Below are 14,048 nucleotides of genomic sequence, written 5' to 3' on the forward strand. Positions count from 1 at the left end.
TACCGGTGACGGGCGACAACTCCCGTAGGATGGGCAAAGCGCAGCGTGCCCATGCGGAGAGGCTGTCCATGGCCCGCGCCCAGGCCCGGCACGTGTCCGAGACCGCCGTCGCGCAGAAGGTAGGCCGCGCAGCTGGCGGTAAGCCAGGATGCTATCGTCCTTCGCCTCACGCCTACCGCCTCACACCCGAACCCTCACTCAACCGCCAGCCGCAGGCCGTCCCGGTAGCAGGCCTGGGCCCGTTCGTTCTCGCCCATCTGCTCCAGCAGTTCCGCCAGTTCCCGGTAGGTCTCCGGGTCGGGTCGGACCCCGGTGCTGGCTTCGAGATAGGCCCGGGCCTTGCCCCAGAGCTTCGCCCGTCGCGACAGCCGCCCCAGGGTGAGCAGCACGGTGGCATCGCGACCGTGATGTTTCACCCAGCCTTCCGCCGTGTTGAGGGCCTTGGCCGGATCCTCCAGGGGAAGGGTGCCGTACAGGCGCACCAGGCGCTCGTCCCAGGTGGCCTTGAGGGCGTTGCGCAGCAGGGTCTCCGCCTCCTCGGTGTCCTCCATCTGCACCAGTGTCCGGGCGTAGGCCTGTATCAGCAGAGGCCGGTGCCGGGCCTCCCGGTGCAGGTTCTCCCAGACGCGGCGGGCCCCTTCAAGGTCTCTGTCGCGGACGGCCCGTTCCAGCAGGTCCAGGGCCGCGCGATTCTCCATTTCGGTGATGTCCGCCTCGGGCAGCAGTTGCTGGCGGCGCAACTCCGGCAGGAGTTCGAACAGTGCCGCGCCGTCCCTGAGCTGGTCATACAACCGGGCACGCAGCTTGAGCAGATAGCGGTGTTTGGGCACGAGCTCGGTGAGGTGGTTGAGTGTGGCCAGGGCCTGCTCGTGCTGGCCGTGGGCGATCTGCAGTTCCGCCTGGGTCAGCTCCACCGCCACGTCGGAACCGATCTCGCAGTGGCTGGCGCGGTTGAGGTAGTTGTCGCGCCGCGTGTAGGCACCCTGCATCTGCGCGGCCCGGGCGGCGGTCAGCCAGTGGATCAGCGGGTTGGCGGAACGCCTGGCCGAGCGCACCAGCAGCTTCTCAGCACGCTCCCAGCGGCCTTCCGCCATCTCGATCAGGCCCTGGTTCAGGCCGCGCCGCGCCGCTTCCGCCTGGCGCCGCCGGCGCAGCCCCTTGAGGCCGCGCGGCACACGCCACAGGCGGGTCAGCATGCGCAACAGGACGTAAACCAGGAAGAACAGCACCACCGCGGCGGTGATGAACAGGGCCAGGGAGGTCTCCACGCTCAGCGTACCGTAAGCCAGCAGCACGTAGCCGGGCTCCTCCAGGAACAGGCTCGTGACCAGGGCGGCGGCAAGCAGCGCCGCGAGCAGGATGAACACGAGGCGCATCATGACGGGGCCTGCACGCGTGTGTGCCGGGGCGCGGCGCGGGATGTCCTGCGCGGGCGGCCGGATCCCCGGTCATCGCCGACCCGGGCGACGGTCCGGTGCGGCCGTATCAGGTCGCGGGAAGTGTTCACTGGGTGTCAGTCCTCCAGTTCGTCCAGACGTGTGAACGAGCCGCTGATGTCAGGGGCTTGCGGACGAAGGGTCACGGCCCTGAGCCCCTCGAGCCGTTCCCGCACTGAAGCCACCGCCTCGGTGTCAAAGTGATCGTCCAGCAGCGCAATCGCGCCTTCGAGCCCCCGCTGGTACTGCGCGTCATCCAGGCGCAGGGCAGCCACCCGGGCGGCTTCCACCCGCAGCGTCAGGAGCTGTCTCAGGAACAACTCGGTTTCCGCGTCAGGAAGGGCGCGAAGCGGCTCCGCGTGCCGGCGGATGGAGACGTGTTCCGCAAGGGCCTCGCGGATCTCGCCGTAGGCGCGGGCCCACCAGGGCGCGTCGCTGTCCACGGGCTCTCCGGCCAGCAATTCACGCGTCCCGGTGGTGTCAACGACTGCCTGACCCTTGAGGGGCAGCGGGCGCAGGTCGCCGGCCAGGCGCTCCAGGCGCAGGGCGATGCCGGAGACATCCGGGCGCTGCATGTCCTCCAGCGCCTGGATCTCGGTGGCCAGTGCCTCGCGCACCGGCATCAGCCGCGGATCACCCAGCTCGGCGAGCAGCTCGTCGGCCGCCTGCAGGGCGCGCCGCGCACCCTCCGGGTCGTCCATGAGGCGAAGCCGGTGGCCCGCCATGCGCTGCAGGTGTTTCACCTCCGCCACCTGCCAGCCCCGCTCCTGGCGCGTGGCGCGGTCCTGAAGCCGTGTGATGCCCTGCTCCACGGTGGCGAGCCGCGACTCGGCGCGTGCCGCCAGCTCCTCGCGGGCGGCGGTCTCGCGCGCCAGCGCGCCGTCCAGGCGTGACAGCCGTTCGTCCCGGGCGTCCAGGGCCGCGTCCAGGCGTTCAAGCTGCCGCGCCTGAGCGGCCTGCTCGTCGGCACCCTCCTGCCACAGATAGAACCCGGCACCGCCGACACCGAGCGACAGCAGGAAGGCCAGTGTCGCGATGAGCAGGGCAGCGGTCTGTCCCCGTGCCGGATCGGCGGGACGCGCGGCGACCGGCTTTGCCGCCACCCCGGCGGCCTCGCCCTCCTTCCCGGGGGATGCCGGCTTGCCCGGCGTGTGCTTCGCCGATGACGGCGCCGCCTTCTTCCCCTGGGCATGGGCCTTCGGGTCCGGCCTGGCGCCCTCCCCGGCCTTGCCCTCCTTGCCGCCGGGCGACTTGCCCTTCGTGCCGGTGGGGGCGTTGCTCGCGGCGGTCCCGGTCTCGCCGGGTTTCGCCTCCTTGTCCTTCTCATTGCTCATGCTGCTGCTCCCGGGATCTGGCCCATTGCAACACCTGGTCCATCATGGATTCGTCACTGGGGTCTTCCGCCACCCAGGGGTCGCCTTTGAAGCCCAGTTCCCGCGCAGTGTCCACCATACGTGCGCTGCCCACCAGCAGGGGCGTCTTGCGAAGCCACATGCGGCCCAGCTTGCCCACCATGTCGAACAGGTTGCGCAGCCCCTGGCTGCTGGTGCTGGTGACCAGATCCAGTTCGCCCCGGGACCAGTGGCGCATCAGCTCACCGGTGTCGGTGTCCGGTTGTCCCCGGCGATAGGCCTCGGCGTACTCCACCAGGGCTCCCCGTTGTTGTAGCGTATCACCCAGCAGTTCGCGTCCGCCGTCGCCGCGAAAGATCACGATACGCATGCCGGACACGTCCTGAAGTTCCGGTTCCGCCAGGAGGGCCTCGCTGTCGAACCGGCGCGGCGGACAGATATCTGCCGGGTGTCCCGCGCGTGCCAGCTCCAGGGCGGATTTCTGCCCCACGGCGCCGATGCGGAGGTGTGCCGGCCATTCCCGGCGCGCGTGGATGCGGTTCAATGCCATGGACACGGCATTGGGGCTGACGAACACGGCGATGTCGAATTCATCGAGCCGGTCGATCAGCGCATCCAGGCGCGCGCTCTCCCGCGGCGCCAGGATCTCCAGCACGGGAAAACGCAGGGCCACCCCGCCCGCGGCTTCGATCATGCGGCAGAAGCCCTCCGCCTGACGGGCCGGGCGGGTCACCAGCACCCCGGCGCCCTTCAGCGGGCCGGGAACGGTCTTCAGACCCTCTTGCGTCATGCATGCTCCGGGGGCGCGTCCGGACCCAGGCCCAGATCGGCAAGGATCCCGCCGGCGCCCTCGTTCAACAGCAGGTCCGCCACCGCCCGGCCCAGGGCCTCAGCCTGTGTACGGGGGCCGGAGAGCTCCGCGCGCAGAACGAGGCTGCCGTCCGGCTCACCCACCAGCCCGCGCAGGCGCAGGGTGTCGGGGTCGCTCAGTTCCGCGTATCCGGCGATGGGCACCTGGCAGCCGCCGTTCAGGCGGGCGTTCATGGACCGTTCCGCCGCCACGCGCACATGGGTGTCCGGGTGGTCCAGTTCCCCGATCAGCGCCATCACGGCGGGGTCATTTTCGCGGCATTCGATGCCGATGGCACCCTGCCCGATGGCGGGCAGGCTCTGACCGGGAGAGAGTTTCGCGGTGATGCGCCCGGAGAACCCCAGGCGCTTGAGGCCGGCCGCTGCCAGGATGATGGCGTCGAACCCCCCCGCATCCAGCTTGGCCAGCCGTGAATTGACGTTGCCGCGCAGGTCGAGAATCCGGAAATGGGGATGGTCATGGCGCAGCTGACACTGGCGGCGCAGACTGGAGGTGCCTACCCGGGCGTCCGGGGGCAGGGCGTCCAGGGCGGCGTATGTGTTGGACACAAAGGCGTCACGCGGGTCCTCGCGTTCCAGGATCACCGGCAGGCAAAGCCCGTCCGGGAGCACCATGGGCACGTCCTTCATGGAGTGCACGGCAATGTCGGCGCGCCCGTCGAGGATGCCGTTCTCCAGCTCCTTGACGAACAGACCCTTGCCGCCGACCTTGGCCAGCGGGGTATCCAGGATGCGGTCGCCCTGGGTGGTCATGCGCACCAGCTCCACGTCCAGGCCCGGATGGCGCGCCTGGATCAGGCGCGCGACGGTTTCGGCCTGCCAGACGGCCAGCGGGCTCTTGCGGGTGGCGATGCGAAGGCGTTGTGGGGACATGTTCGATCCGTGTGCCTGGGGGCCCGGCTGCCCGGCTCGTACATCCGGTGCGGCGGGGTGCGCAGGGAACTCAAGGGTGTTGGTTGGCGTCTCACGGGACAGTTACGTCATTATATCCTCTTATGCCCAGCTGCGGGATCGACTGATGAAAGCGCTCTTCCATGGACTCGTTGCGGTGATCGCCCTGCTCGCTGTGGCCGGCTGGGCCCACTCCGGCGGCGCGGGGGCGCATGGGGACGTGCTGCGCGACGTCACCGATCTGCGCGTCGAGGCAGAGCGCGGCCTGCCGATCCTGGTGGAGTTCGCCCTCACCGGCTGTCCCTCCTGCCGGGTGGCCGAGGAGCAGTTTCTGAAGCCCATGATCCGCAGTGGTGACTATGAAGGCAAGGTGCTGATCCGAAAGTTGCGCATGGATCGGGGTAACACGGTGGTGGATTTCGACGGCCGGGAGATCTCCGCGCGGCAACTCGCCGGACGCTACGGCGTATATCTCGCGCCCACGGTGGTGATGCTCGGCCCGAGCGGCGAGGTCCTTGCCGATCCGGTGGTGGGGCTCAAGACCGTGGACTTCTACGGCGGATACCTGTATCGCGCCATCGACCGGGCCATGGACGCCATGGCGGCACGGGATGCGGCGGAAGCAGGCATCCTGCGCTGAACCCCGCGTACCACAACCCCCCCCTGCAGGCGCGGCGACCCCGCCGCGCACACGCATGCCGGTCTCGTCGTCGGCATTCGGCCCGCGGTCGGGTCTCCTAAAGGGATTTCAAAAACCGCCGCACCTCGGCGACGTGGCGCCGGCTGACCTCGAGGCGTTCCCCGGTGTCCTTGAGCACCACCTCGAAACATCCCTGCGGGTTCTTCTCCATCCCGGCGAAGCTGTTGCGCGCCACAAGGGCGTTACGGTGAATGCGCAGGAAGGCTTCGCCGAACTCGTCCTCCAGAGACTTGAGCGGCTCCTCGATCAGCACCTCTCCACCGGCGTGGCGCACCGTGACGTACTTCTGGTCCGCCTGGAAATAGTGGATCTGGCTGACGGGGATCAACTCCAGGTTGCCGCGCACGCGGGCACAGATATGGCTCCGGCTGGACTCCCCGGCGGGACCCTCAATGGCGCCCAGCTGGGCCCGGTTGGGCCGCCTGGCGGCCTCCAGGGCACCCTTGAGCCGTTCGCTGCGTACCGGCTTGAGCAGGTAATCCACCGCGTGTGACTCGAAGGCGTCGATGGCATGTTCCTCGTAGGCGGTCACGAAGATGATCGCCGGCGGCGTATCCATACCGGACATGTGTTTGGCCGCCTCAAGGCCGTCCATGCCGGGCATGCGAATGTCCAGCAGCACGATGTCGGGTTGCGTCTCCTCCGCCATGCGCACGGCCTGGACGCCGTTGGAGGCGCTGCCGCAGACCTCGTACCCGGAATGGGATTGCATCAGGGCCGCCAGCCGCTCCCTGGCCGGAGCCTCGTCGTCCACCACCAGCACTTTCATCAGAGTTTCCTCCCAGGAAGGACCAGGATGACCCGATACCGGTCCGTCTCTTCGATGGTTTCCATGCGCGCCTCGCCATGATAGGCCAGGTCCAGACGCTGCCGGATATTGTCCTGGGCCACCCGGTTGCCGTAGCGCGTCCGGTCCCGGGATGGCGCCAGCGGGTTGCTCACCTCGATGCGCACATCCTCCCCGTCCGGCGACAGGACGATGCTGATCTCCCCGCCGTCGGTGAGCGGCTCGATGCCATGATAGATCGCATTCTCCACCAGGGGCTGCAGCACAAGCCCCGGCATGGAATAGTCCATGGGCAGGTCCGGGTCCACCTGCCAGTCTACCCGCAGCCGGTCGCCCAGGCGCAGGGCCTCGATGCGCACGTAGCGCCGCGCCAGGTCCAGTTCCTCGCCCACCGTGAGAGAGTCGCGGTCCGACAGGGTGGCCCGGAACAGATCCGCCAGATCCTCCACCGCCGTTTCCGCGGCTTCCGGCCGGGTGCGCGTCAGGCTGGCGATGGTGTTCATGCTGTTGAACAGAAAGTGTGGCCGGATGCGGGCCTGAAGGGCCTGGATCCGGGAGCGTGCCTCGGCCTCCACGTTGCTTTTCCATTGGTGCTGCACGTAGAGATAGCGCAGCGCCACGGCGGTGACAATGGCGCTGATGCCCATGGTGCGGGCGATGAACCCGATGTGTTCGCCCATGGGTTGTTGGGGGGCGACGCCCAGGTTTGCGCCGATCCACAGGGCCATCAACGAAAAAAGCGCGGTCACGACCATGACGATGAGCCCCGTGGCCGCGGCGGCGCGCGCCGGCGGCAACACGTCCAGCACGCGCCTGACCAGACACAGCACCAGCACGGTGCCCAGCGCGACCCACTGCACGAACAGCGAGGTGAACGCCAGGGAGACCCAGAACCCGTCCGGTGAGGGCCCGCGCGCCAGTGCCAGGACGAAGGCCAGCAGCTGCGCGATGAGCACCACGAGGAACAGGGTGTGGCTTTCGCAGAAATCGGGAAGGAAGCTGCCGCCCCGGGATTCATGGCTGACAGGCGATGCGCTGTTCGCGGATGCTCTGCCCGGCGACCGGCTCACGGATTGCTGTCCACCATATTCTGTGTCTCCCTGCGGGTAGTGTAATGCGGAGTCATCCCACATGCATGGATTGGCCTGCCGTATAATGACATGTTGGGACCTACGAGGAAGGAACATGAGCAGCAAGGGCAACGGTGACAAACTCTGGGGTGGCCGTTTCTCCGAGGCCACCGACGCATTCGTGGAGGCGTTTACCGCCTCCGTGACATTCGATCAGCGGCTGTATCGCCAGGACATCGAGGGCTCCCGGGCCCACGCCCGGATGCTCGCCCGCGTGGGCGTGCTCACCGAGGACGAGTGCAACAGGATCCAGGGGGGTCTCGATGACATCCTGGCCGACATCGAGCGGGGTGATTTCGCCTGGCTGGTGGAGCTGGAAGACGTGCACATGAACGTGGAGGCCCGCCTGATCGAGCGCATCGGGGATGTGGGCAAGAAGCTGCACACGGGCCGTTCGCGCAATGACCAGGTGGCCACCGACATCCGCCTTTATCTGCGCGAGGCCATCGATGCCCTGAGACAGGAGATCCGGCGCCTGCAGGAGGGCCTGCTGGACCTGGCCGAGCGTGAGGCCGAGACCATCATGCCCGGCTTCACGCACCTGCAGACGGCCCAGCCGGTGACCTTCGGCCACCACATGATGGCCTGGTTCGAGATGCTCGAGCGCGACCACGCCCGCCTCGGCGACTGCCGCGGGCGGGTAAACGTGCTGCCGCTGGGGGCCGCGGCCCTGGCCGGCACCTCCTACCCCCTGGACCGGCACTATACGGCCGAGCTGCTGGGTTTCGAGGGTGTGACCGACAATTCCCTGGACTCGGTGAGCGACCGGGACTTCGCCATCGAGTTCTGCGCCGCCGGGGCGCTTATCATGACGCACCTGTCGCGTTTCTCCGAGGAACTGGTCCTGTGGGCCAGCGCCCAGTTCGGTTTCGTGGACCTCCCCGACCGCTTCTGCACCGGCTCGTCCATCATGCCCCAGAAGAAGAACCCGGATGTGCCCGAACTGGTGCGCGGCAAGACCGGCCGGGTCAACGGCAACCTGATCGCCCTGCTCACCCTCATGAAGGGTCAGCCGCTGGCGTACAACAAGGACAACCAGGAGGACAAGGAGCCCCTGTTCGACACTGTGGACACCCTTGCGGGCAGCCTGCGCGCCTTTGCCGACATGGTGCCGCACATCCGGGTGCGGGCCGATGCCATGCGCGCCGCCGCCAGCAGCGGTTTCGCCACGGCCACGGACCTGGCCGACTACCTGGTGCGCCGGGGCATGCCGTTTCGTGACGCTCACGAAGTGGTGGGCAAGGCGGTGCGCCACGGCGTGGAGACCGGCCGGGATCTGGCCGAGATGTCCCTGGCGGAGTTGCAGGGGTTTTCGAAGATCATCGAGGCGGACGTGTTCGATGTGCTCACCCTGGAGGGCTCGGTCGCGGCGCGCAACGTGCACGGGGGGACTGCGCCCGGGCAGGTTCGCGCGCGCATCCGTGCCGCCAGGGCGCGTCTGGCCGGAAGGGTGAAGGGTGAAGGGTGAAGGGTGAAGGGTGAAGGGTGAAGGGTGAAGGAGGAAGGAGGAAGGAGGAAGGAGGAAGGAGGAAGGAGGAAGGAGGAAGGAGGGACCTCGCCCGCCCCGGTCCCGCATGCACGCCGTCGCCGAACCACGGCGTCCGGGCCACCCGCGAGTCTGTTCGGGGACGCGCTTCAGCCCTCCGTGAGGCAATGGAGCAGCCAGGCCCGGAGGTCCGCGATCTCCGCCTCGCAGACCTGATGGGCCATGGCGTATTCGTGGTGTTCCACCGTCAGTCCCAGGCTTTCCAGTGACCGCACGGCGGCGCGTCCCGCGTCCACCGGAATGATCGGGTCCGAGAGCCCGTGGGCCTGGAAGACGCCGCAGTCGCCGGGCTCGGTCCGGATCGCCATTCCGGCGGCGTCGAGATCGGGCAGGTAGGCCGATAGGGCAAACACGCCATCGGGCCGCAGCGCCGTGGCCAATGCCGTGGCGAGCGCCACCGCGCCCCCCTGGGAGAAGCCGCCGAGAATGAGCCGAGGGCACTGCGCGCGCAGGTCCCGGCCCAAGGCCTCGATGGCGGCGGCGGCTTCCCGCAGGTGCCCGCCCGACTCGCGCGGCGCGGGTGCGAGGGCGGTCAGGTCGTACCAGGCACGCATGCGCATGCCGCCGTTGATGGTGACGGGCCGTACCGGGGCGTGGGGGAAGATGAAACGTACCGGTGTGTCGGCCGGGATGCCCAGCATCGGCACCAGGGGCTCGAAGTCATGCCCGTCCGCGCCCAGCCCGTGCAGCCAGAGAATGGCGGTCCGGGGCCCGGGCCCCGTATCGTGCCGGAGGTATGGCAGGTCTGATTGTGTCATGGGGGAATCTTAACCCGGATATTTCATCAAGGCGGCCCGGTTGACCGAACTGCATTTCTTCCGGGTCCCGGGCGAAGGGTCGGCGGGAAGAAGGCACAAAAAAACCGGGCTCCTTTCGGAGCCCGGTTGCGGGGACAGTGTATCAGCCGATCTGCACGTCGGTGGAGTCGGACTCGCCCTTGTTGTCGACCCAGGAGAGGGTGAGGGTGTCGCCGGCCGAGGCGCCGGTGAACTCGAACGACAGGTAGGGGTTGCGCGAGATGGCCGGACCCCAGTTGGCGGTCAGCACATGACGGCCGCCGACCTCTGCCTTGACTTCCTTGATGTAGTGGGCGGGGATGGCCTCGCCGGCCTTGTCCTTGCGCTGGCCGGTCTCCATGGGGTGGCTCATCAGGGCGCGCACGTTGGTGGTGTCGCCGCTGATCTGAGCACGTACTCGAATGCTGGACATGATGGTGTCTCCTTCAATGAATGCTGGCTGTGGGCGTGAGGGGCGTGCTTAGCCGCCGCACCCGCCGATGGTGACCTTGACTTCCTTGGAGGCGCTGTAGAGCCGGCCATTGGCCTTGACCACGGCGACCACATCGGAGGTCTCGCCCATCTTGATACGCGTGGAGACCACCGGCTTGGCGCCCTCGCCGAGCTCATAGGAGGAGGTCAGCGGGAAGTTGGCGTTGGTCACGAGCAGGGCCACGCTGGTGGCACCGCTGATGCCCGATTCGATGGAGATCGGCACCACGGCGCCGTTCTCGGCGATGTCCGGGGCCTGGATGGAGACGTCGCCGTCGCTGAGCGAGTCCGAGCCCATGGCGGCGCTCAGGGCATCGGACAGGGACTGGGCCTGGAAGGCGGCCTCGGGCCATGCGGCCAGGACGGTGCGGGGGGCCAGCAGGCCCGCGCCCACGGCGACACCCACCGCGCCTGCGGCCAGGGTGCCCTTGAGAAACACTCGACGCTTGCTGTTCATTAGGATCTCTCTCCTGCAATTGGTGTGACACATGAGTGGTCAGAAGTAATTCTGCAAGCGTCATGCCAATGCTGTGCATGCCTTGAAATCAGGGGCTTGGGTGCGCCGGGCAGGCGTCAGGGCCCGAAAGCGTTGCATCCTGCAACGCCCGAGGGTTGCAGGATGCAACGTCAGTCCCCGGACGGATCCGGGTCGGGCGCGTACTGCTGCAGCTTGCGCCACAGTGTGGACTTGTTGATGCCCAGGGCCCGGGCCGTGTGCTCCCGGTTGCCGCCCATGCGCTCCAGGGTCCTGAGGATATAGCGCCGCTCCAGGGTGGCCAGATCCGGTTCATCGGCATCCAGCGACGCCGTGCCGGCGTCCGGGGCACCCTCATCGGGCCAGCGGGGATCCAGGTGGAGCACGGAGCTGTCGGCGAGGGCGATGTGACGCTCCACCAGATTGCGCAGTTCGCGCACATTGCCGGGCCAGCCGTAGGCCTGTAGACGTTCCAGGGATTGCGCGTCGAATCCGTCCACCTGCCGGTGATAACGTTGGGCGAATTCCTCCACGAAGGCCTGGGTCAGCACCGGGATGTCCTCCCGGCGTTCACGCAGCGGCGGCATCCGGATCTTCACCACGTTGAGCCGGTGGTAGAGGTCGTGGCGGAAGTGCCCCGCCTCCACCATGGCCTCCAGGTTGCGGTTGGTGGCGGCGATGAAACGCACGTCGATGCGGATGGGGCGCACGCTGCCCACCCGCACCACCTGCTGCTCTTGCACCACCCGCAACAGCTTCACCTGCATGGCATCGGAGATGTTGCAGATCTCGTCGAGGAACACGGTGCCGCCGGAAGCCGATTCCAGCAGTCCGGCCTTGGTGTGAGTCGCGCCGGTGAAGGCGCCCTTTTCGTGACCGAACAGTTCCGATTCCAGCAGTGTCTCGTTGAGCGCACCGCAGTCGATGACCACGAAAGGCTGTTCTGCATCCGGACCCTGGCCGTGGATGGCCCGGGCCACCAGTTCCTTGCCGGTCCCGGACTCCCCTTCGACGATCACGTTGCAGCGGATGTCCGCCACCTTGTCGATGACCCGGTAGACTGCCTCCATGGCATCCCCGTGGCCCACCATGCCGTAACGCAGGCGTTCGTCCTTGAGCTGGCGGCGCAGCAGCCGGTTCTCGCTCTTGAGCCGCACGCCTTCCAGCGTGCGGTTGATCAGCACCAGCAGTTCGTCGGTGTCGTAGGGCTTCTTGATGAAGTCCGTGGCGCCCAGGCGCAGGGCCTCGATGGCGCTGTCCACGGTGGAGTAGCCGGTGATGATGATGACCGGGACGTCGGGGTCGTGGCCCCGCACGGCGGCGAGCAGCTCCATGCCGGACATGCCCGGCATGGCGAGGTCGGTGATGACCAGGTCCGCGCCGTCGGCCCGGAACGCCTCCAGCGCGGCGGCCGGATCACGGAACACGCGGACCTGGTAGGGCCCGCCCTCGCAGAAGCGCAGAAACAGCTCCCCGGCACGAGGGTCATCGTCCACGAACAAGATCTGTGCGGATTCATTCATGCCCTATTCTATATACCGCGTTTGTCGCACGGGGTTCACTCCAGGTGGCCCGGGCCGGGCGGGTCGCCGGATCCGCCGCCGGTCCGGCGATGCGCGGGCAGGCGCACCGTGGCCGTGACGCCGCCCCGTTCATTGGGCCGGATGTCGATGTGTCCGCCGTGGCGTTCCACGATGCCCAGGCTCACCGAAAGGCCGAGCCCGCTGCCCTTGCCGACCGGCTTGGTGGTGAAAAACGGGTCGAACAGCTTGTCCAGGATCTCGGGATCCACCCCCGTCCCCTGATCGCAGACGCACAGATAGATGTCTCCATCCACTTCGTGCCGGGCCATGATGAGGATCTCGTCCCCGGGGCGGCTGGCCTGAATGGCGTTGAGCAGCAGATTGATCAGGACCTGTCGCATCTGGTGGATGTCACCTTCCATCACCAGTCCGTCCTCCACCTCCAGGCGGATGGACACCTCCTGTTCCCGGGCTGCCTGGTTGACCAGGATGAGGGTCTCCTCGGCCCAAGGCCCCACCTGGATCGCCTCATAACGCGGCGGCACCTGCCGTGCAAAGTTGAGGATGCCGTTGACGATGCGTGTGGCCCGCTGTGCCTCGTCCATCAGCGACTGCACGTCCTCGTGCAGGCGGGTGTCGTCCCCCGGCAGCTCCCGGCGGATTAGTTTGCCCAGGGACAGGATGTTGTTCAGCGGATTGTTCAGCTCGTGACCGATGCCCGCCGCCAACTCCCCGATGGAGGCCAGTTTCGCGGATTGCACCAGCATGTGCTGCGCCTCGTCCCGGTCCTTGCGTGCACGCTCCAGGGTTTCCGCCATGTAATTGAACGAATCCTGAAGCTGGCGGATCTCCCGCGTGCCGTGGGGTTCGGTCTGTTCCAGGGGTTCGCCGCGGGCGTAGGCCTTGAGGTTGTGGGCCAGCCGGCTGATGGGCCGGGCGATGCGCCGGGCGCTCACCTGGGCCAGCAGCAGGCTGAACAGGAGCGCCAGTCCCGCCAGCAGCAGGATCCCCTGCCGGATGCGCTTGAAGGGTGCGGTGACCGCATCGTGGCGCACCTCCGAGATCACCACCCAGCTTACCAGTTGGTTGGGATAGGGGGCGTACTCGGCGTGATACGCGCGTGACGGCCTGGCGGCCAGATCCGTGGTTCCGAAGGGCCGGGTGGCCATGGCACCGGCAGCGCGCTCGCCGAACAGGGTCTCAAGGCGCAGGTCCGGGCGTTTGCCGTGGGTGAACAGCAGCCCCGAGGCCTCGTCGAACAGCACCAGGCCGTCCCGGTCCGGCTGGTCCGGATTGAGCTCCGCCACTGTCAGGCGGCCCTCGCTGAGGCGCGGCGCCAGTTCCAGCATGCGCTCGATCTGCAGCCCGGTGGAATTGGCCAGCAGGTACCCCACCACACCACTCTGTTCCTGCTCGATGGGCACCACCGCGTCATACATGGGCGGGATGGCGCCGAACACGTAGTCGCTGCGCGACTGGGGCAGCAGCTGGTAGCTGACCTCGCCCCGGGGGCTGGCCTGGAGTCGCTGCAGGAAAACCGGGTCATCCAGCTCCTCCTCCGCGTAGGGGTAGGGATCCATGCCCTGATAATGGGTGGGCATGACCTGCCGGTCGCGGATCATCAACAGCGTATTGCCCCGCACGTCCAGTACCCGGATCGTGCCCACGTCCGGGATCAGGGCCGTGAATTCCTCCAGAAAGATGCCCAGCTGCGCTGCGCGCAGGTTGAACTGGGGATGCTTGCGTCCGTCCCGGGCCTGTTCCAGCACCGACTGAAAGCCCTGCATGGGCGCGGAATGCGCCAGGGCGCTGATCACCTCGCGCTCGAAATGCAGCCGCCGGTCCAGCTCCGCCACCAGGGTATTGAGGCTTGCGCCGATCTCCCGGTCCCGGTCCCGGCTGTACTGGCCCTCGCTGTAGGCCGTGACCACGAGCACCAGCACCGTGAGCGGCAGCACGGTCGCCAGGGAGACCCACAGGGAGATATTGGTTCGAAGGCGCACGATAATGACCGTTTCAGGCGGACGCAGGGCCCGATAGCCCTTGCGGGCCATTCTCGCATGGCCCCAC

The 14,048-nt window shown here is 67.7% G+C and carries 13 protein-coding genes; 2 read left to right on the forward strand and 11 right to left on the reverse strand.

Translation table 11 applies throughout. The annotated features are described in order from the left end of the window. Positions 1 to 194: 194 nt before the first annotated feature. From THITHI_RS0111160 to hemC, 4 genes are all read right to left on the reverse strand, one after another. Positions 195 to 1,379, reverse strand: a complete 1,185-nt coding sequence (locus THITHI_RS0111160; protein ID WP_018233178.1) for a heme biosynthesis HemY N-terminal domain-containing protein — start codon at positions 1,377 to 1,379, stop codon at positions 195 to 197. Between the two features lie 134 nt (positions 1,380 to 1,513). Next, positions 1,514 to 2,770, reverse strand: a complete 1,257-nt coding sequence (locus THITHI_RS0111165; RefSeq protein ID WP_018233179.1) for a uroporphyrinogen-III C-methyltransferase — start codon at positions 2,768 to 2,770, stop codon at positions 1,514 to 1,516. Then, complete coding sequence (locus THITHI_RS0111170) at positions 2,760 to 3,578, reverse strand: uroporphyrinogen-III synthase (RefSeq protein ID WP_018233180.1); 819 nt, start codon at positions 3,576 to 3,578, stop codon at positions 2,760 to 2,762. Before THITHI_RS0111170 ends, THITHI_RS0111165 begins: the two co-directional genes overlap by 11 nt. After that, positions 3,575 to 4,531 carry a hydroxymethylbilane synthase gene (gene hemC, locus THITHI_RS0111175; RefSeq protein WP_018233181.1) on the reverse strand — a complete coding sequence of 319 codons (957 nt, stop codon included), beginning with the start codon at positions 4,529 to 4,531 and terminating at the stop codon, positions 3,575 to 3,577. The genes THITHI_RS0111170 and hemC overlap by 4 nt, the downstream gene beginning before the upstream one ends. Positions 4,532 to 4,676: 145 nt before the next feature. Between hemC and THITHI_RS0111180 the strand changes: the two genes are divergently transcribed. Continuing rightward, a complete protein-coding gene (locus THITHI_RS0111180) occupies positions 4,677 to 5,189 on the forward strand; it encodes a thioredoxin family protein (protein WP_018233182.1) in 513 nt (170 codons plus the stop codon). Positions 5,190 to 5,286: 97 nt separating this feature from the next. Here the strand turns inward: THITHI_RS0111180 and THITHI_RS0111185 are convergent, their stop codons facing one another. Next, positions 5,287 to 6,018 carry a LytR/AlgR family response regulator transcription factor gene (locus tag THITHI_RS0111185; RefSeq protein WP_018233183.1) on the reverse strand — a complete coding sequence of 244 codons (732 nt, stop codon included), beginning with the start codon at positions 6,016 to 6,018 and terminating at the stop codon, positions 5,287 to 5,289. Continuing rightward, positions 6,018 to 7,106: a sensor histidine kinase gene (locus THITHI_RS0111190; protein WP_018233184.1), complete on the reverse strand. Its 1,089-nt coding sequence runs from the start codon at positions 7,104 to 7,106 to the stop codon at positions 6,018 to 6,020. The genes THITHI_RS0111185 and THITHI_RS0111190 overlap by 1 nt, the downstream gene beginning before the upstream one ends. 115 nt (positions 7,107 to 7,221) lie before the next feature. Between THITHI_RS0111190 and argH the strand changes: the two genes are divergently transcribed. After that, complete coding sequence (gene argH / locus THITHI_RS0111195; protein ID WP_018233185.1) at positions 7,222 to 8,634, forward strand: argininosuccinate lyase; 1,413 nt, start codon at positions 7,222 to 7,224, stop codon at positions 8,632 to 8,634. Positions 8,635 to 8,801: 167 nt separating this feature from the next. On the opposite strand, the gene THITHI_RS0111200 is transcribed toward argH, so the two are convergent. The 5 genes from THITHI_RS0111200 to THITHI_RS0111220 all read right to left on the reverse strand — a co-directional run bounded on the left by THITHI_RS0111200 (position 8,802) and on the right by THITHI_RS0111220 (position 14,032). Continuing rightward, a complete protein-coding gene (locus tag THITHI_RS0111200) occupies positions 8,802 to 9,470 on the reverse strand; it encodes an alpha/beta hydrolase (RefSeq protein WP_018233186.1) in 669 nt (222 codons plus the stop codon). 142 nt (positions 9,471 to 9,612) lie between these two features. Further along, on the reverse strand, positions 9,613 to 9,921 hold the full coding sequence (soxZ, locus tag THITHI_RS0111205) for a thiosulfate oxidation carrier complex protein SoxZ (protein ID WP_018232045.1): 309 nt from the start codon (positions 9,919 to 9,921) through the stop codon (positions 9,613 to 9,615). 48 nt (positions 9,922 to 9,969) lie between these two features. Then, a complete protein-coding gene (soxY, locus tag THITHI_RS0111210) occupies positions 9,970 to 10,437 on the reverse strand; it encodes a thiosulfate oxidation carrier protein SoxY (protein ID WP_018232044.1) in 468 nt (155 codons plus the stop codon). A 170-nt stretch (positions 10,438 to 10,607) separates the two neighbouring features. Then, positions 10,608 to 11,978 (reverse strand): sigma-54-dependent transcriptional regulator, encoded by a 1,371-nt coding sequence (locus tag THITHI_RS0111215; protein ID WP_018233187.1) that lies wholly within the window; start codon positions 11,976 to 11,978, stop codon positions 10,608 to 10,610. Between the two features lie 35 nt (positions 11,979 to 12,013). Beyond that, complete coding sequence (locus THITHI_RS0111220; protein WP_018233188.1) at positions 12,014 to 14,032, reverse strand: sensor histidine kinase; 2,019 nt, start codon at positions 14,030 to 14,032, stop codon at positions 12,014 to 12,016. Positions 14,033 to 14,048: the final 16 nt, after the last annotated feature.

It is taken from the genome of Thioalkalivibrio thiocyanodenitrificans ARhD 1, from assembly GCF_000378965.1.
GTDB classification, from domain to species: domain Bacteria; phylum Pseudomonadota; class Gammaproteobacteria; order Ectothiorhodospirales; family Ectothiorhodospiraceae; genus Thioalkalivibrio_A; species Thioalkalivibrio_A thiocyanodenitrificans.